The organism is Bartonella sp. OC16QHHD (genome assembly GCF_042194035.1).
Lineage (GTDB): Bacteria > Pseudomonadota > Alphaproteobacteria > Rhizobiales > Rhizobiaceae > Bartonella.
On sequence record NZ_JBHIMJ010000014.1, the window covers coordinates 22,772 to 42,228 of the forward strand.

Annotated in this window: 16 protein-coding genes and 2 pseudogenes; 7 read left to right on the forward strand and 11 right to left on the reverse strand. The window is 38.0% G+C overall.

Features of this window, described 5'->3' with window-relative positions; genetic code table 11:
* Positions 1-54: 54 nt before the first annotated feature.
* The 7 genes from cyoA to acnA form a co-directional block, all read right to left on the reverse strand.
* Positions 55-1,026 (reverse strand): ubiquinol oxidase subunit II, encoded by a 972-nt coding sequence (cyoA, locus tag ACFIK1_RS01955; RefSeq protein ID WP_375661962.1) that lies wholly within the window; start codon positions 1,024-1,026, stop codon positions 55-57.
* Between the two features lie 130 nt (positions 1,027-1,156).
* The gene (aroQ, locus tag ACFIK1_RS01960; protein ID WP_375632160.1) at positions 1,157-1,609 is read right to left on the reverse strand and encodes a type II 3-dehydroquinate dehydratase; all 453 of its coding nucleotides are present in this window, start codon (positions 1,607-1,609) and stop codon (positions 1,157-1,159) included.
* A 54-nt stretch (positions 1,610-1,663) separates the two neighbouring features.
* On the reverse strand, positions 1,664-2,797 hold the full coding sequence (recF, locus tag ACFIK1_RS01965) for a DNA replication/repair protein RecF (protein WP_375662048.1): 1,134 nt from the start codon (positions 2,795-2,797) through the stop codon (positions 1,664-1,666).
* Between the two features lie 20 nt (positions 2,798-2,817).
* Entirely contained in the window at positions 2,818-3,939 is a 1,122-nt protein-coding gene (gene dnaN / locus ACFIK1_RS01970; RefSeq protein WP_375606188.1) for a DNA polymerase III subunit beta, read from the reverse strand.
* A gap of 186 nt (positions 3,940-4,125) precedes the next feature.
* On the reverse strand, positions 4,126-5,697 hold the full coding sequence (gene dnaA / locus ACFIK1_RS01975) for a chromosomal replication initiator protein DnaA (protein ID WP_375611430.1): 1,572 nt from the start codon (positions 5,695-5,697) through the stop codon (positions 4,126-4,128).
* A 701-nt stretch (positions 5,698-6,398) separates the two neighbouring features.
* Positions 6,399-6,665: a 30S ribosomal protein S20 gene (gene rpsT, locus ACFIK1_RS01980; protein WP_273790272.1), complete on the reverse strand. Its 267-nt coding sequence runs from the start codon at positions 6,663-6,665 to the stop codon at positions 6,399-6,401.
* A 237-nt stretch (positions 6,666-6,902) separates the two neighbouring features.
* Positions 6,903-9,590 carry an aconitate hydratase AcnA gene (gene acnA, locus ACFIK1_RS01985; RefSeq protein WP_375661963.1) on the reverse strand — a complete coding sequence of 896 codons (2,688 nt, stop codon included), beginning with the start codon at positions 9,588-9,590 and terminating at the stop codon, positions 6,903-6,905.
* A gap of 294 nt (positions 9,591-9,884) precedes the next feature.
* Between acnA and ccmA the strand changes: the two genes are divergently transcribed.
* The 5 genes and pseudogenes from ccmA (at position 9,885) to ACFIK1_RS02010 (ending at position 12,807) form a co-directional block, all read left to right on the forward strand.
* A complete protein-coding gene (gene ccmA, locus ACFIK1_RS01990; RefSeq protein WP_375617535.1) occupies positions 9,885-10,496 on the forward strand; it encodes a heme ABC exporter ATP-binding protein CcmA in 612 nt (203 codons plus the stop codon).
* Between the two features lie 11 nt (positions 10,497-10,507).
* Complete coding sequence (gene ccmB / locus ACFIK1_RS01995; RefSeq protein ID WP_375661964.1) at positions 10,508-11,173, forward strand: heme exporter protein CcmB; 666 nt, start codon at positions 10,508-10,510, stop codon at positions 11,171-11,173.
* 46 nt (positions 11,174-11,219) lie between these two features.
* On the forward strand, positions 11,220-11,999 hold the full coding sequence (locus ACFIK1_RS02000) for a heme ABC transporter permease (protein ID WP_375661965.1): 780 nt from the start codon (positions 11,220-11,222) through the stop codon (positions 11,997-11,999).
* Positions 11,987-12,238: a hypothetical protein gene (locus tag ACFIK1_RS02005; RefSeq protein WP_375661966.1), complete on the forward strand. Its 252-nt coding sequence runs from the start codon at positions 11,987-11,989 to the stop codon at positions 12,236-12,238. Before ACFIK1_RS02000 ends, ACFIK1_RS02005 begins: the two co-directional genes overlap by 13 nt.
* Positions 12,213-12,807: pseudogene (locus tag ACFIK1_RS02010) on the forward strand (DsbE family thiol:disulfide interchange protein). Before ACFIK1_RS02005 ends, ACFIK1_RS02010 begins: the two are co-directional and overlap by 26 nt.
* A gap of 911 nt (positions 12,808-13,718) precedes the next feature.
* Here ACFIK1_RS02010 and ACFIK1_RS02015 read toward each other — a convergent pair.
* From ACFIK1_RS02015 to ACFIK1_RS02025, 3 genes are read right to left on the reverse strand one after another with little or no spacing between them, the layout of a single operon-like run.
* Entirely contained in the window at positions 13,719-14,720 is a 1,002-nt protein-coding gene (locus ACFIK1_RS02015; RefSeq protein ID WP_375661967.1) for an Hsp33 family molecular chaperone, read from the reverse strand.
* A gap of 36 nt (positions 14,721-14,756) precedes the next feature.
* Positions 14,757-15,692 (reverse strand): ornithine carbamoyltransferase, encoded by a 936-nt coding sequence (gene argF, locus ACFIK1_RS02020; RefSeq protein WP_375636344.1) that lies wholly within the window; start codon positions 15,690-15,692, stop codon positions 14,757-14,759.
* Positions 15,689-16,903 (reverse strand): aspartate aminotransferase family protein, encoded by a 1,215-nt coding sequence (locus ACFIK1_RS02025; RefSeq protein WP_375642822.1) that lies wholly within the window; start codon positions 16,901-16,903, stop codon positions 15,689-15,691. Before ACFIK1_RS02025 ends, argF begins: the two co-directional genes overlap by 4 nt.
* A 485-nt stretch (positions 16,904-17,388) precedes the next feature.
* Between ACFIK1_RS02025 and ACFIK1_RS02030 the strand changes: the two genes are divergently transcribed.
* Positions 17,389-17,922 carry a GcrA family cell cycle regulator gene (locus tag ACFIK1_RS02030; RefSeq protein ID WP_273787476.1) on the forward strand — a complete coding sequence of 178 codons (534 nt, stop codon included), beginning with the start codon at positions 17,389-17,391 and terminating at the stop codon, positions 17,920-17,922.
* Positions 17,923-18,410: 488 nt separating this feature from the next.
* Positions 18,411-18,687 (forward strand): annotated as a pseudogene (locus ACFIK1_RS02035) (integrase arm-type DNA-binding domain-containing protein); the annotation flags it as partial.
* A gap of 136 nt (positions 18,688-18,823) precedes the next feature.
* Here ACFIK1_RS02035 and ACFIK1_RS02040 read toward each other — a convergent pair.
* Positions 18,824-19,414, reverse strand: coding sequence for a Smr/MutS family protein (locus ACFIK1_RS02040; RefSeq protein WP_375661968.1), 591 nt, complete (start codon positions 19,412-19,414; stop codon positions 18,824-18,826).
* Between the last annotated feature and the right edge of the window lie 43 nt (positions 19,415-19,457).

Consider the following 19,457-nt stretch of genomic DNA (forward strand, 5'->3'; position numbering starts at 1 on the left):
ATTCAAGTTTAAAAGAAACCTTTGTTAAAAGGGCTCTTTACTTTATTGACTCTGTTAAATAACATCAGGATCAAATACTGAACATAGTGCACCCCATAGCGTCTGAGCAGCAGCACGTTTCATTAAATCTTCATTACATACCGTCTTTTCATCGACACATCGATTAACAACACGATAGTAAAGCCGCTTCTCAACAGGTGCAAAATAACGAACTTCAGCATCTTTTTCCTTCGCAGCAATATCACCCATACGAGGCGCAATAGAAAGTTGACGATAAGATGAACGATCAAGTACTCGACCATTAGCCCGAGCTTTTACAATCCAATCCTCAAAATCCTGCAAAGACACAGAATACCACTTAAACCGCATACCCGAAAAACCATCACCACTATAATTTGCTGAGGCTCCTTTGAATACTCCTTGCTCTTCAGCGACCAAATGCAACTTAGCATTCATCTGCGGCATAGCGTAAAGAACTGTACCCAATTTGGGAACCCAAAAAGCATTGACAGAATTCTCTGACGTCAATTGCAATAAAACTTGACGTCCTTCAGGCGCATAAATCTCATTAATCGATGCAACACCGTATTCAGGATAAATAAAAAGCCATTTCCAATCAAGAGCAACAGCATCAATCTGTAATGGCTTTCCTTCACCTACAACTTCCACTGGAAGAGGATTTGTAGGTTCAAGCTTATAGGTATAATAAGCTGTTAATGAACCTAAAACCATTACAATTACAACTGGAATACCCCACATAAATGCTTCAATTTTATTTGAATGTGCCCAATCAGGAGAATAGTCCGCTTTCATATTCGATGCACGATATTTTATAGCTAAAAATACCACACTCACCATAACTGGGATAACAATACAAAGCATCACCACCACACAAACAACGATCAAAATGAGCTGTTGACGTGCAACATAACCTGATGGCTGCATAACATCAATTTTACAACCAGACAAAAGCAGTGCTCCCCCTAAAATCACAAGCATTTCTAATTGTCTAACAAAGCTTTTCATCTCTATTTACCCCCGTCATACGCACTAAAAACTGTCATAAATATATACCTCACATTGTACAGATTTGAAAATAATTATCAAGAGAATTAAATGCCTATATTACTCTTATTAAACGCTTACTCTTTACCTATCACAATTTAATTGTTTTGCTTAATTGTTTTGCAATATACTCAAGTGCAAACCGATATCCATCACCTCCACACCCAGTTATGATAGCGTCTACACCTGCAGATGTATAAGAATGGTGACGAAAAGCTTCACGCTGATAAATATGAGATAAATGAACTTCTACTTTCGGCCCTGAAAACATTTTTAGGGCATCAAGAAGTGCAACAGATGTATGACTGTAAGCCGCTGGGTTAATGATCAATCCAGAACTTGCCTCTATTGCTTCTTGTATCCATGCTACTAATTGCCCTTCACAATTACTTTGATAAAAATTTATTATGATATCATTTTTTTTTGCCCATTCTCTGCATCTTTTTTCAATATCTTCTAGAGTTTCAGTTCCATAAATTTCTGGCTCACGTTGACCTAGAAAATTTAAATTAGGACCATTTAAAATCGTTATTATCTCTGACATAGCAAGCCTTTTCTTTCAGACCTATCACTTATTAAAAAAATATTTAGCATGTTTTTACGGCAATAAAGCTCCATCCTTAATCTCAAAGAATTCTGCGCGTCCTTTTAAATCATCAAATAAAAGACGATCTGTTCCTGTCATAAATGTTTGTACAGCTAAATCATCAAGAATATCAAATAGAGCAGCACGTCGATGCGAATCAAGATGGGCAGCCATTTCATCAAGAAGAAGAATGGGAGATCTTTCCGACATCATACCTGTTAGACGTGCATGACACAAAACTAAACCTGTTAGCAGCGCTTTTTGTTCACCTGTTGAACAAGATGTTGCTGCTCTATTTTTATCAGCATAAAAAACCTGCAAATCTGCACGATGTGGTCCTTCTAACGTCCGACCAGCAGCACGATCCATTGCGCGATTATGCCGTAATCGATCACAAAATTGTTCTTCAACTTCAGTTGCTGATATTTCACTAAGAGCTGTTTCTAAAAAACCATCAATTTGCAAAAAAGCTCGTGGAAAAGGTATATGTGAGGGCATTTGTGTAAACATGTCATTTAAAAGACGAATGACATCAACACGCGCCGCAGAAATAGCTGTCGCCAATTCTGCCATTTGCTTTTCTAAAGCATCAAACCAAGCACAATCTTCATTTCCATCTAAAAACAAACGATTTCGTGCGCGCATAGCTCTATCATAATCGGCTATGCGGCGCCTATGCAAGGGATCAATCGCCAAAACCATACGGTCCAAAAAATTACGGCGCTCAAGTGAAGGACCTGTAAAAAGACCATCCATAGACGGTGTTAGGACACTAATATGACAATAATCTGTTAGGCAATCACTCGACTCATTCACACCATTAATATGGACCTTTCGACTGTTATCGCTAACCTCAAAAGCTGTACCAATCTTTACTTCACCATAAAGAGCGCATTCAAGACGCGCAAATACAACAAATCCTCCACCACCACCATCTACAAAGCTAACGTCAGAATAAACAGCACGCCGCAAACCACGACCAGGAGAAAGAAAAGATAACGCCTCTAAAAGATTCGTCTTACCAGCACCATTATGGCCAGTAAAAACCACATGCTGACCAGAAAAATGAATATTGAAAAAAGAATAATTGCGATAACGTAAAAGCTTCAGCTGCCTCACTGCCACTTTGTGCACATGACTGGTCATGCATTGCAAAACAACTGCCCCTAAACGCGAATAGGCATCAGTACATAGAGCACATCTGCATCATCATTATCACGAATCAGAGCTGGTGCTCCAGCCTCAGCCAACATAAAAACCATCTCATCACTTGAAAGCTGCCCAGCAATATCCAAAAGATAACGTGAATTAAATCCTATCTCAAGCGGTTCAGATGCATAAGTTACTGATAATTGATCTTCTGCACTGCCCGAATCTGGGCTATTAACAACAAGCCTTAACTGTCCATGCTCAATCGTTAATTTAACTGCACGCCCCCGATCACTTGAAATCGTTGAAACACGATCAACTGCAGAAGAAAAGTCCTGCCTATTAACAATTAATTCTTTATCATTTCCAAGAGGGATAACACGTTGATAATCTGGAAATGTTCCATCAATTAATTTTGATGTAAAAATCACAGAGCCTATAGAAAAACGAATTTTTGTCTCCGAAAGCTCTATACATACATCGCTATCATTTTCTTCTGAAAGAAGTTTTTGCAATTCTCCTACAGCTTTACGGGGAACAATAACACCAGGCATTCCCTCAACTCCCGAAGGAGCTTCCATCTCAACTTGTGCCAAACGATGACCATCAGTTGCAACCAAACGCAATTTCAAAACACCATCATTAATAATATGGAAATAAATACCATTAAGATAATAACGGGTTTCTTCAGTAGAAATAGCAAATTGTGTACAATCAAGTAAATGTTTTAAGCCTGATGCCGATAGAGAAAAACGATAACCAAATTGCCCAGGAAGCGACTCTGGAAAGTCTGCCTTCGGAAGACATTGAAGCTGAAAATGTGCACAACCCGAAACAACGGACATTGTACCTGCTTGATTCTCATCGAGGGATAATACAACTTCATTGCTATCAGGAAGTTTTCGAATGATATCATAGAGCAAATGTGCCGGAACAGTTGTTGCTCCAGCTTGTTTAACATTAACTGCAAAAGATTCCATAACCTCTAAATCAAGGTCTGTTGCTTTTAACTGTACACGGCCATTTTCTGCATCAATCAACACATTCGATAAAATAGGAACAGTATTACGGCGCTCTACCACACGGTGAACCCGACCAAGAGACTTGAGAAATTGACTGCGATCAACTGTAATACGCATAAAAGCCCCGTATGATTTACTAAAAACTATAAGAATTCCTTAGAATTAAAGAATAGATCCCTTTAGAGAATCGCCTGCTAGAGTTTATTAAACCTCTCTTAAAATGGCAAGTCACTCCTGCATAAGAAAAAATAAATCTTTTCATTAAATTCTTTAAAGTCTCTCCAAAGAAAGAAACGATAAACACTATACAGCCTGTTCTCCAATCAACCGCTTAAGCAACTCAAGTTCCTTAGCCAAGGTCTGATCACCACAAACCAAATCTTCAATTTTACGCACAGCGTGTAAAACTGTTGTATGATCACGCCCACCAAAACGGCGCCCAATTTCTGGCAATGAGCGAGGAGTTAATACTTTTGCTAAATACATTGCAACTTGCCGTGGCTTCACAACCGTACGTGTTCGACGATTAGATAACAAGTCCTGTTTAGAAACATTATAATGGCGTGCTACCGTACGCTGAATTTCTTCAATCCGAATACGCTTAGGTTCACCAGGACGTGTCAAGTGACCTAATAACTCATCAATCCGCTCTAAAGATAAATCAGACTCAAAAGATTGACGAAACAAGAGCTGATTAAATGCACCTTCAATATCACGCCCAGACCCTAAAACCGTTTTCGCAATATATTCCAAGATATCATCAGAAATTGATACCATGCCATCATCTTGTTGTGCCACCTTCAACCGCTGGCGCAACATTTGCAAACGCATTTCATAATCTGGTGCTTCAATTTCAAGAGCGACCCCTCCCTGAAGACGAGAGCGAACGCGAAGATCAAGCGATTCTAATTCTGCTGGTGGACGATCTGCAGCGACAACAACCTGTTTTGCACTATCAAGCAACATATTAAGCAAATGGCAAAACTCATGTTGTATCGACTTACCCTGCAAAAACTGCATATCATCAATAATCAAAAGGTCGATATCACGAAGCTGTTCTTTAAAAGAAAGAGCATCATTATCACGAATAGCTGTTGCAAAACGCCACATAAAATATTCAGCAGTTAAATAAATAACGCGCGCAGACGTTAAACGCTTCAATGCAGAAGCAGCAATCGCTTGAAGCAAATGTGTTTTTCCTAAGCCAACAGATGCGTGAATAAAAAGAGGATTAAAACGTAAGGCACTTTTATGCCCTTCTGCAATGGAACGCGCTGCTGCTAAAGCAACACGATTAGAAGCCCCCTCAACAAAACTTTCAAAAGTATAGCGAGAATCAAGTGGAGATCCAAAAACTCCCGTTTGAGAATTCTTAACTGAATGCTCTGCGCAACTTTCAACAAAAGATGAAGTCGCCTGCTCCTCTAGCACAACAGGAGGAACACTTCTTTTACAAACGACATCTCTTGAAACGCGTTCCATACCACGAACAATAACTTCAACACGAAGAATTGCTGAATTCTCTTGTTTCCATAAATGTGTCAGAAGAGAACCATAGTGATTATTAATCCATGAACGTAAAAAAGCAGTAGGAACAGAAAGCTTTACAAGAGTATGACTATATTCAGCAAGCTTCACACGTCCAAACCAACTGGTATAAGCCTCAACACCAACCTGCACCTTTAATTGCGCCATAACACGTATAAAAGCCGCCGCACTTTCCTCCTCTGAAACAATAGAATGCCCTATAGAAGCATTTCTACAAACGTTCTCATCACTTTCCGTCATCCTATTCTTTATTATGTTCTCTGCCGACAGGATATTTACCGAAACCCTTTTAAAGGAACTAGCTTTAGAGTTCAATTTATCCACCATCTTCCATCCTGATAAAAATAAAATTTTGTCCTGCCAAACAACTAAAATAAATCTAGCGAAGGCAAAACGCCCTACCCCAAATAAGATTACTCACCCTCCCCTAGGATAGCCTCATCACAACCCCAATAACAAAGATGACCAATAAGATTTACTTGCACTCATGATATGACCCACCCTTCTAAAATGGTAAACATATCCATTAAGAAAACTAAAAAACCGTCAGAAAACCTCTCCAACACAAAAGTTTCGAAAAGCCTAAATCAAAACATCTTGTATTCAACAAAATACAGAATAATGCGCTGATGTGACCCCTTCATGCTTCTTAGTCTTCATAAGAACCATACAAAACAGCAGAGGTAAAATGCAAGAGGTCAAAATAAAATCAAAAAACCCGAAAAAAATGCTTATATTAATGAGGACTGAAAAAAATATTGATTCAATTCATTTTTTTTCTCTAAATTTACCAATAATTAAAGAATCTCTTCAGATTTAAAAAAAAAAATAAAATGCTTGACAAAAAAGACTCTGTACAAATCCACAAAGCTTGTGGATAACCATACCTCCCCCTATAAACTTTCTCTCCTTTTTCAAGTGGAGAATCATTATCGATTCTTATTTTCAATAGAAACTTTTTGAAATAATAAACAAAAAGCCAGCATCCTCATGGATACTGGCTTTGTTCTCAATTAAAGGAGAAAAGCTTAAACGCTGAGAGCCTTCAAACGTTTAGCTAAACGCGATACTTTCCTCGCAGCAGCATTTTTATGAAAAACCCCTTTAGAAACTGCACGCATAATTTCAGGCTCAAAATTCTTAAATGCAATCTCTGCAGATGCCTTATCGCCACCCGCTAAAGCATCATCAAACTTACGTATAAAAGTACGAACGCGTGAACGGCGGGCCTTATTAACCTGTGTGCGCGCCGCAACCTTGCGCACCGCTTTTCGAGCAGAAGGTGTATTCGCCATAAATATAATCTCTCTTTCAACACCTTGGTAAAATGAGTCTCAATAACAACTCTACCAATATAAATAAATCCAACCCAAGCAAAACTATAAAGCTGCCTATAACTGTGTGGTTTATAGCGCAATCCTAAAGCTAACGTCAATTAGATTTTCAAAGATAGCCATAAAAAAACGAAGCCAAACTCTTTGATCCGCAACTTTATAGCTTAATAATAGATATTCCTTAACAAACAAAAGAATTTAAACGGCTAACTTACGCAAGACATATTGCAAAATTCCACCATGATGCAAATAATCTAGCTCATCTTCAGTATCAACACGGCATAATAATGGAACGGTTTTTACCGTACCATCAGAAAAAGTAATTTTCGCTACAGTCTTTTGACGAGGTTTCAAGTTATGAATCTCTTCAATTGTCACCTTTTCATCTCCCTTTAAGCCTAAAGATTTCCAACTTAGCCCCTCCTCAAAGACAAAAGGGACAATGCCCATACCAACAAGATTAGAGCGATGAATCCTTTCAAAAGACTGCACAATCACTGCTTTGACACCAAGAAGATTGGTCCCCTTGGCAGCCCAATCGCGAGATGATCCATTACCATATTCAATACCTGCAAAAACAACGAGTGGAATACCTTCTTGTTTATACGCCATTGCTGCATCGTAAATGGTTTGTTCTACCGCTGACGGATAATGAACCGTATAACCTCCTTCTCGACCATTTTCCCCTAACATGAAATTACGAATGCGAATATTGGCAAAGGTCCCACGCACCATAACTTCATGATTCCCACGACGCGTTCCATACTGATTAAAATCAGCCACTTTAACACCATGATCCATTAAATATTTTCCGGCAGGAGAAGCTGCTTTAATAGAACCAGCAGGAGAAATATGATCCGTCGTGATTTTATCACCAAATAAACCTAAAATCCGTGCATCTTTAATATCTGGTAAGATATCAGGTGTTTTCTGCATATCATCGAAATAAGGTGGATTGCGTACATAGGTGGATTGCTCATCCCAAGAATAGGTAGAACCCGTAGGAATCTGAACTTTTTGCCAATTTTCATCTCCCTTAAAAACATCTGCATACTTTTCGGCAAAAACCTTCCGCGTGACATTTTCTTCAATAAACTCCTGTATTTCTTGAGAAGTTGGCCAAATATCTCTCAAATAAATGGGGTGGCCATTTGAATCTTCACCTAGAGGCTCCTTGGTTAAATCTTTACACACCGTCCCGATAAGCGCATGTGCAACAACTAACGGTGGTGAAGCTAAATAATTCGCTTGCACATCAGGGGAAACACGCCCTTCAAAATTACGATTTCCTGAAAGAACCGCAGATGCAATTATACCATTGTCATTAATCGTTTTGGAAATAGCTGGATGCAAAGGACCAGAATTCCCAATACATGTTGTGCACCCAAATCCTACTAAGTTAAATCCTAATGCATCTAAATCTTTTTGCAGACCCGAATTTTGAAGGTAAGCTTCAACGACTTGTGAACCAGGTGCAAGAGAAGTTTTTACCCATGGTTTACTCTTAAGACCCTTTGCCACAGCATTTCGTGCCAAAAGACCCGCTGCAATAAGAACACTTGGATTCGATGTATTCGTACACGACGTAATCGCAGCGATCACCACATCACCGTGACCAAGCGTATATTCTTCACCCTCAACCTGATAACGCTTATCTTGTCCAGAAGTCTTCTTATAGTCTTCGACCAATGCCTTCTCAAAACCCTGCCCAACATTTTCCAACGCAATACGTCCTTCAGGACGTTTAGGACCAGCCATAGAAGGGACAACGGTTCCCATATCTAATTCAATTGTATCACTAAAAATGGGATGAGCCACCATTTCATCATGCCACATCCCTTGTGCTTTGGTATAAGCCTCCACTAAGGCAATCCGACTTTCATCACGCCCTGTCATATTGAGATAACGCACTGTCTCCTTATCAATTGGGAAAAAACCACACGTTGCTCCATATTCAGGTGCCATATTTCCAATCGTTGCCCGATCAGCAAGCGTCATATGCTCCAAACCAGGACCAAAAAACTCAACAAATTTACCGACAACACCCTTCCGACGTAGCATTTGGGTCACCGTTAATACGAGATCGGTGGCTGTTACACCTTCCTTAAGTTTACCTGTTAGACGAAAACCAATCACTTCAGGTAACAACATAGAAACAGGTTGTCCTAACATTGCTGCTTCTGCTTCAATACCACCAACACCCCAACCTAAAACCCCTAAACCATTTACCATAGTCGTATGCGAATCAGTTCCCACACAGGTGTCAGGATAAATCGTCTCACAGCCCTCTTCATTCTTCATCCATACACATTGTGCTAAATATTCTAAGTTAACCTGATGACAAATCCCTGTTCCTGGAGGAACAACGCGAAAATTTTGAAAGGCTTGTTGCCCCCATTTAAGGAAACGATAGCGTTCACCATTGCGTTCATATTCATGCTCAACGTTTTCCTTAAAAGCCATGGAATTGCCAAAAGCATCAACAATAACTGAGTGATCAATGATGAGATCAACGGGAATGAGAGGATTGATTTTTTCAGCGTTACCGCCAAGTTTAACCATAGCATCACGCATTGCAGAAAGATCAACAACTGCTGGAACACCTGTAAAATCCTGCATAAGAACACGTGCAGGACGGTAAGCAATTTCTGCCCCAGCGCTCCCTTTGTCGTTTAACCACTTAGCAACATTGAAGATATCCTCTTTTTTAACTGTGCGACCATCTTCGAATCGCAATAAATTTTCGAGAATAACTTTCATCGAAAACGGTAAACGAGAAACACCTTCAAGTCCGTTCTTCTCCGCTTCAATCAAGCTATAATAAGTATATTCTTTGCCATCAACATTTAATACTCTACGACAATTAAAGCTATCAATTTGAGTCATGACTGTCCACCCTCATACTATAACCACCCAATTTCCAGGAATGAACAACACAAACTACGAGTCAAGGTCGCAGCTTGAGCGCAGACGCAATTACCTCCGCCATCCATTTCCCCTCCACCCTCTAGGCATAATGCGGAAATCAGCGCCAGAAACCATTTTACACCAGATATTGATGTAAGGTATCCCTTATAGAACTATTTCTAGAACTATTCTAGGTACAATTGCATAAAAAATGTGTTTTTTATTCTATAATGCAATAAAGAATATGAAAATAAAAACAAAATAGGCAATCACATGGTGTTATCAGGCAAAGATTTAGCCGCTTACAGAAACGAGGAAATTCTGTTTAAAGGTCTTTCTTTTTGTTTATTTTCACAGCAACTTATGACAATCACCGGTCCTAATGGTATCGGAAAGTCTACATTACTCCGAATCATTGTCGGTCTTCTTGAAGCTGCTGAAGGTCATATAATACTTAAAGACCATGATCAAATATACCCTGTTGCAACTGCGTGTCATTATCTTGGTCCTCAAAATGCTATGAAACCTCTCTTATCTGTCATTGATAATTTGCAATTTTGGGCAGATTTTTACGGTCAACATTTACGTTTTGCGCATGAAGCTCTTGCCGATATTGGTCTTTCTAACCTTGAACATTTACCCTTTAACGCTCTATCAACTGGACAACAAAGACGCGTAGCTATTGCTCGCCTTTTGCTCTCCTATCGTCCTCTTTGGATTTTAGATGAACCAATATCTGGGCTTGATAACCATGCCCAAAAACTCCTTGCCCGTATTTTCCAACGTCATCTCAATCAAGGTGGTATGATTATCGCTGCAACTCATAATTCCATAGGCATTCCAGAAAACCATAACATCGCTCTGGAAAAATTTTTACCTCTCTAGGAGAGAATAAAATGAAAGCACTGTTCTGGCGTGATCTTAAACTATTATTAGCGCTACAAGCCACTTCACTAACAGGATTATTGTTTTTTATCGCTGTTGTTGTCATAACCCCCTTTGCCATTGGACCAGATCCCAAAATTCTTGCACAAATAGGACCAGGTATATTGTGGTTTGGAGCCCTTCTTGCAGGACTCCTCAATCTGAACAAACTTTTCCAAATCGATCGTGATGATGGTAATCTCGACCAATTTATCCTTTCAGGAAAAAGACAAAGTTTTACACTAATTATCTTTACAAAATGTCTTGCCCATTGGGTAGGAACAATGCTTCCTCTTATTTTTGCCACACCTATTTTAGCCCTCATGCTCCATTTAGATATAACAATAACTTTTACAACAATACTTACCCTTTTATGCGGAACACCAGCTATTATTTTTATTGGTGCTATAGGCGCTGCACTCGCAACCTCATTGTTGCACAGTACTTTGCTTATTTTTATCATTATCTTGCCGTGGATCATTCCAATTATGATTTTTGGTGTTTCCGCTGCTACAGCCCCAATAAACCCAAATACCTCTTTTCTCACTTCTCTAGCTCTTCTCAGCGCTTTTTCACTTCTTTTGAGTCTCTTTAGCTCTTTTGTTGCTGCGATAACGCTTAAACTTTTATCAGAATAATAAAAGATGATTGCCGCATAGCAAAACTCTGCCTATTATGAATTTTATGAATAAACTATCTCGTACATATAAAATCAGGTTACTCCCTGCAAGTTTCACCCTTTTCATGAAAATAAGCAGAGTCGTCTTACCTTGGTTGACCGGCATAACATTGTGTTTCCTTATCTTAGGGCTTATTCTAGTGATGCATTCCCCTGATGACTATCAACAAGGCATTACTGTTAAGATTATGTACCTTCATGTACCCTTTGCGTGGTTGTCTACATTCTGCTATGTAACGATGAGTGCAGCGGCATTAGGAAATCTGATTTGGAAATATCATCTTGCTGATGTAGCACTTAAATGTGGAGCGCCTATTGGGGCAATTTTTACCGCCTTGGCTCTCATGACAGGAGCGCTTTGGGGGCGACCTACATGGGGAACATGGTGGGTCTGGGATGCACGATTAACATCAGTTTTAATTCTGCTTTTTATCTATCTCTCCATTATCCTGCTTGGGCGTGCTTTTGACAACCAAGTAAAAGCCGCTCGCGCTACTGCAATTCTTACACTTGTTGGATTTGTTAATATCCCTGTTATTAAATTTTCCGTTAATTGGTGGAATACATTGCATCAACCAGCATCATTGTTACGTGCTGGAGGATCAACAATCGACAATGCTATGTTATGGCCCCTTATAACAATGCTCTTTTGTTTTATCTTTATGTTTATTGCTCTTTATTTGATGGCTATGCGAAATGAAATCAATAGTCATTATATCCGAATACTTCAGATTAAAAAATCCCGTCGTGTACAACAACAGGACGCTTCATCATGCTCGACCTAAATGGCATCCATAGCGGACTTTTAGGAAATCTATCTCAGAAAATTGATTTTTTCCTGAGCACCCTTAAACACGAGCAAATTGTTGTTTTAAGCTATGTGCTTTCTGCAATATCCCTCTTATGTCTTATTGGATATATTCTTTGCAAAGCCCTATACCAAAAAAAAATTCTCCAACAGCTAAACAAAAAAGAGCTGTCACAAAAAGAAAAGTATAATGAAAAACATCCCTCCAAAACTTAAAAAAAATATATCTTTGCCTGTTCTACTTGTTTTTTTTGGACCATTTGTGCTTTTTCTTCTTCTCATGGTGTTTTTTTTCAACTTTATGGATAAAAAACACCTTCAAGATTCTTCTCTTCTCCCAAACGCATTGGCTGAAAAACCTGCTCCCAATATTCATCTTCCTCTTCTTGATAAAGAAAGTTATCTCAATTCAAAACAGTTTAAAGGACGTGTCACATTGGTCAATTTTTGGGGCTCTTGGTGTTTGCCCTGTCGCGAAGAGCATCCTATTCTTATGCAAATTGCACAAGATAAACGTTTTGATCTGATTGGTATTAATTATAAAGATAATAAAACAAACGCCCTGCGCTTTTTAAACAGTTTTGGTAATCCTTTTAAATTTATTGGCTTTGATATTTCAGGATATACAGCCATTGATTGGGGAATATATGGACCCCCAGAAACCTTTCTCTTGAATAAAGAGAGCATCATTATTGCCAAACATGTTGGTCCCTTAACATGGCAAATTTATCAAAAAAAAAATTCTACCAAAAATTGAACAAGTGATTATGATAGAAGAAAAATAATGCAGGTTTGTAAAAACATAACGTTTTATCATGCTATGTATGCTATTTTATTTATACGGCCACTTATTCTTCTTGGAAAGATTTGACAAGAGTATTATCATTGTTGATTCAAAAACATGTGTAAAGAAATATCTGTAGAACAAACTTCCAAAATATGACAAAAATTTTAAGTAGTTTTCATTTTTCTTTAGCGATTAAATATCTGTTTGGGAGCTTTATTTTTGATTATTTGGACAAAACAATATTGCTATAGAACCATCGTTAGCTTAGTGACAGCAACCGACTATTGTTTTCAAAATCATATAGTATTTTTTCTCCGCTTTTTTATCTGAAATACACATTGTTATGAGGGGACTTCACCACTATTCTCATCTTTATAAAATAATAAATCTGCTCTTTTGCAGCGTCATTTTTATATTTATTCCCATTACACTTATCTGTTCGTAATAGACTCCATAAAGTCTATATTGAATCTATACATTCTTATTCTCTCGATAATTTCCCTTATGATTATAACTAAGAAGCTTTATTGAGTCTTAATAAGATAAATTCGAGTAAGAAAATATGACTACAATCAAAAAGTCTCATTTAACAGAGAAGATAAGTTATGAGTGCATAATCAATTTATCAATGAACATTATAAAAGAACTCATTGTAAGAAATAAACTTTTGAGATGTAAAAAGTACAAAAGAAGCTTTTTCGAGAGGAGAAAATATATTTTACAGAGAACTCTTTTTTAAGCACTCTATGACGTAATTACTGATCTCAACAGAACGATCACTCGTATACATTAAAAAAACTCTAAGACAAGAAATATTCTAGAAGTTCATATGAGATTATGCGTAAACTTTTATGACGCAAATAAAATAGGCTTTTGTTGCAATCATCATTTTTTATGAAAAATATTTGATTATGTTTTTTCTTCTAAAAATTCTTGCGGTGTAAAACAATATGTTTTTGAGCAAAATTCACATGTGACTGAAATATATTTATTTTTAACCATTTTATTGCGTTCATCAATAGAAAAGCCTTCTAGGATTCCTTTAATTTTTTCGTGTGAACAAGAACATTGATCGACAAGAGAAAAAGGGTTAAAAACTCTAATACCTTGTTCATGAAAAAGACGGAACAAGAGCTGTTTACTATCGACTTGGGGATCTGTTAATTCTGAACTTTCAATCGTTGCCATGAGTATTTTAGCTTCCTGCCATTGGTTATCCAATTGGGTATGAGTTTTCGTTTCTTCTCGCTTTTGATGAGGGGCATCTATTTTATGATGAGACGATTCTTGGGGTAAAAGTTGGATCAAAATACCTCCAGCTCGCCAGCTTTTCTGCTGTTTTCCTTGTTGGTCACGATTAATTAATATAGCAACAGCCAGACGGATATCGGTAGGAATTTGTTCTGATTGATCAAAATAAATACGAGAAGCTTCTTGTAAATTTGATCCATCTAATGCAACTATCCCTTGATAGGGTTGCATATGGGGACCTTGATCAATTGTGAAAGCTAAAGTGCCTTTTCCTAAAAGTGTTTCTGAAGAGGTTTGACCATTGTTTATGGCTTGTTTAAGCTGTTCTTTATCAAAACGAGCGTATCCACGTAAACTGGAAGGAGGCAAAAAATCGCACACCAACATATTAACTGGTCCATCGGAATGAGTTTGTAAAATAAATTTTCCCGTAAGTTTTAGAGAAGTTCCAAGCAGAACCGTTAAAAGTAAAGCTTCTGCTAGAAGATAAGAAACCGGTTCAGGGTATTGATGTCTTGTGAGAATAGAATTTAAAGTTTCCCCAAGTTGTACGGTCCGTCCACGGATATCAAGTTCTTCAACTTGAAAGGGAATAACACTATCATCTTCATGCAAGAAGTTGTTGTTGAGAGAGGCTTCATCTTTAGCTTGTTCACTCATAGCTTTGCCTTTTTTATATAATTTATTGTAGGGAGGCTATTGTGGAGAGAAAAACGCATCTTGTAAACACCAAGAAAGAATTGCTTTTTGAGCATGAAGACGATTTTCAGCCTCATCGAAAACAACGGAGTGCGGTCCATCAATCACAGAATCAACCACTTCTTCACCACGATGAGCAGGAAGACAATGCATAAAAAGAGCATCAGATTTTGCTAATTTCATGAGAGATTCATTGACTTGATAAGGCTGAAAAATAGAATGACTGCGAGCACGAAATTCTTGTCCCATGGAGACCCATGTATCGGTCATAATACAATCAGCATCTTGAGCCGCTTTTTGGGGATCATGGGTTAGTGTAAGATGCGCTCCTCGTTCACGTGCCCAATGTATAAATTTCTCCTGTGGTTCACTGCCCTTTGGAGTAGCAATACGCAAATGAAAATCAAAAAGAGCTGCGGCTTCAATTAAGGAATGGAGCACATTATTACCATCCCCCATCCACGCAAATATTTTGCCAGCAATTGGCCCTCTATGTTCCTCATAGGTTAAGATATCTGCTAGAATTTGGCAAGGATGTGTATCATCTGTAAGAGCATTAATGACAGGAATTTGTGCATATTGTGCCAATTCGAGCATACGTTGGTGTTTCGTTGTTCGTAATATCACTATATCCACAAAACGGGATAAAACGCGCGCCGTATCAGCTATGGTTTCACTATGACCAAGTTGCATCTCTGAACCCGTGAGCATGATTGTATCTCCGCCAAGCTGGCGCATACTGATATCGAATGAAATACGGGTTCGTGTGGATGGTTTTTCAAAAATCATCGCAAGTGTTTTACCTATAAAAGGTTTTGAATCTTTTCCTGCTTTAAAAGATGCTTTAAGGATCTTTGCATAATCGATCAGTGCACGTGCTATTGCTGGCGTTAAAATGGATAAGTCCGTGAAATGACGAAGAGCATTTGTCATGTGTGTGATATTTGTCTTTCTTTGTTTACTTGCGAAAGATAAGCTATTGCTTTTTCAATACGATGTAAACTTTCATCTATTTCTTCTTCCCTAATGATAAGAGGAGGCAATAAGCGCACAACGTTGTTGTTGGCTGCAACGCTTAAGAGATATTCATTTTCCAAAGCATTAACGACAAGATTTGAAGGTACAATACACTGAATACCCAACATAAGCCCCATCCCCTGAACTGCGCAGATAATATCAGGATAGATATTGAGAATGTACAAAAGTCCACTTTTTAGTTTATCCCCCATACGCTGAACATGGTTGAGAAAACTTGGCTCTAACAAAATATCAAGAACACTATTTCCTACAGCCATTCCAAGAAGATTTCCTCCAAAGGTTGAACCATGGGTCCCAAGTGTCATGCTTTTTGCAACTTTATCCGTTGCAAGGCAAGCACCTAATGGAAATCCTCCTCCTAATCCTTTTGCGAGGGTAAGAATATCAGGCGTGATATCACTCCATTCATAAGCAAAAAGCTTTCCTGTTCGTCCTATACCCGTTTGGACTTCATCTAAAATCAATAACAGACCATTATCATCGCATATTTTGCGCAAAAATCTTAAATATTCATGAGGGACCGTTCGTATTCCTCCTTCTCCTTGAATAGGTTCAATAAGAATAGCGGCGGTATTTTTATTAATAGCGTTACGCAAAGCGACTTCATCACAAAAAGGTACTTGAATAAATCCACCAGCTTTAGGTCCAAAGCCTTCAAGATATTTTTCATACCCAGTCGCAGCAAGTGCAGCAAGTGTACGTCCATGAAATGCCCCTTCAAAAGTAATTATTTCAATGCGTTCTGAATGACCAGCAGCATAGTAATAATGGCGTGCAGTTTTGAATGCGCACTCCAATGCTTCAGTACCTGAATTGCAGAAAAAAACCTTATCCGCAAAACTATTTGCACAAAGCCGCGTGGCAAAAGATGCTTGTTCAGGAGATTGAAAAATATTAGAAACATGCCAAAGTTTTTCAGCTTGTATTTTGAGCGTATCAACTAATTTTGGATGTGAATACCCTAATGCGTTAACAGCAATACCAGATGTGAAATCAAGATAATGTTCTCCTTTATCGGAAATAAGCCATACACCATGCCCTTGTTCAAAATGCAAATTTCGTCGTGCGAAGCATTCATAAAGTGGTTGTATAGAGACGACATCCATCATAATTCCCTTTATATTTTAGTCTTTTCAATATATATACAAAGCAACACTACAAATAAAACAGCATGGTATATTTCGTTACGGTGCTTTCAACATTTCATTACGATTAGTGATTACACCTATGGAATAGATCATTACACCAATTGAAAAAAAGTCAATGAGGGTTCTACAAATAAGCATTTTGGGAAAAAGCCTTAAACAAAAGTGAAAGTTTAACCTATGATTGATTTGCAAGTTGGGGAAAACATTCTAAATAAACTCTTCAAGAGGTAAAGACTCTTGTCATAGAGTGAGTGCATATTGTAATTTACAATATAATAAGCAAGATGATGTGTTTTGATTTGTAAATCCACAGGTTGGATGATTTTTTTATGCTCACGTAGAGTGTAAAGTTCTTTCATTCAGCGTAATGAAACATTATTTAAACATTTGAAGATGCAACGGGGGAGAGCATCTTAGTGACGTAATCGGAATGGAGTGCTGGTATGGGTTGGACATGTGAACGCGTTGAGCTTCTTAAAAAGCTTTGGAGTGAAGGGTTAAGCGCAAGTCAAATTGCTGCTCAATTAGGTGGGGTCAGCAGAAACGCAGTCATCGGCAAAGTACACCGATTAAAGTTGCCAGGACGCGGTAAAACAGCACAAGGAAGTGCGCGTACGCAAAAAACCCCCGTGGGAAGCAGCCCATCATCTCCACGTGTGCGTCGCAACACATCCACGGTATCGCCAATGAACACATCATCTGTAAGTATTGAAGAAACAGCTTTAAAGACAGAATTTGTAGCGGAAGATATAAAAGAAGTTGATATGTCCACAAAATCCAATGTGGTTGTGCCTATATCACGTCAACTTAATCTTTTACAATTGAGTGAAAATACATGTAGATGGCCGGTTGGCGATCCATTATCAGCAGATTTTCATTTTTGTGGTGCAGATTCTGATGAAAATAGCCCCTATTGTGCCTTTCATGCTAAGCTAGCATTTCAACCAATATCTGAAAGACGTCGGATAAGAGTGTAATATCCTCGATTGAATCTCATATTCTACACCTTCTGCGCTTCGTTATGAAATTTTAATTATCGAATTATTATGAGAAAGAAATTTAATAGAGCTTTTAATGAGTGAAAAATTTTCTTCATGAAACTATTCAACGAAATTGTATCTTTTGTGCTGTTGCACAATTATGTGTTGTAAAGTTATATTCCTGCTTATTTCCAAGATTCTCTTTAATTTAGTTGTACTACTTTTAACACTATCCATAGCAATATCTTTTGAATAAGACAATTTCTCATGTTTTTATTCTTCGTGTATTTAATAGAGTAATGCTGTGGTTTATAAAAACAATTTATCGCGTTGCACCCTAAATGAGATCCATCAATATCTCTTTCATTTCAAGCCTTCTTATATTAAATCAATCAAAATCTTTCGTTTGGGCGTCACGAATGAAATGAGAACTGGGGAGAGTAAAAACACTTAAAGAAAAGCATGCCTTCTACAAATGCTTTCAAGTGCCAAGGGCTTCAAGAGTTGTTGCAACATTGGGAGCTAGCAAAGTGTGTGATGATGCCAGCTTGCTCTTTTATTAAGCATAAAGATAGGAGTCTTAATGGATTTATCGTTATACCCTTCACGGATGCCGTCGCAATATAGGCTTGGGTGCGTTGAGAAATGTTTCTTTAAAAAAAGCCTGCGCATATATGCAATCCAATCTCATTCTGTTTTGCGTGAGGGATGTGCCCCATTAAAGAATGCGATAAACAAAAGCGTGAAGCAATACGTAGAATGTAAAATGATATATTTATAATTTTTTATAAAAAATTATAAATAAGGGGATATTGTATTCAAGGCTCTTACGAAATATACGAAAACTATGAATTATTACGTATAAATAAATATTAAACTTAGAACGACCACAATAACATCACTTTCCTTTTCCCGACACGAAACGGCGCAACCAAACATAAAGTGCACCTTCTCCGCCATGCTGACGCGCTGCTTGCTCAAACGCATGGACATAATATCGAAAAGCTGGTGTTGATAACCAATACGGAACAAATCTATACAAAGCTCCATCGCTCCCAACAGATCGTCCTTTTCCTGTAATCACAAGGACATAACGCAATCCTCTCTGCTGAGAGGATTGTAGAAATTTTTTTAAGAAAAAATAAGCTTCTTCCTGCATATAACCGTGGAGATCAAGGCGCGCCTCAAGAGGATAACGACCTTGGGAAATTTTACGATGTGCAACATGATCAAAGAAATGAATCTTTTGTACTTGTGTAACTGCCCTCTTTTCTTTTTTAATAAATGTCGAGGATTGTTGATTTTCCTGAGACAATGAGGAGATTTGAGTTACAGGCTGTTTTTTATCATTAATATTTGCAATAGTTTCTGAAGCAGAAGAGAGCATCTTACCGTGAAGCGGTGTTATCGTACGACAAACCATATCCCATAAAAGGCGATCCTGTGAAGCCAATAAATCTCTTTTTTGTCTCCATTTACTTGAGGACATTTTAATTTCTCATAAATCATTGAATACTTATGGAAGAAAAACA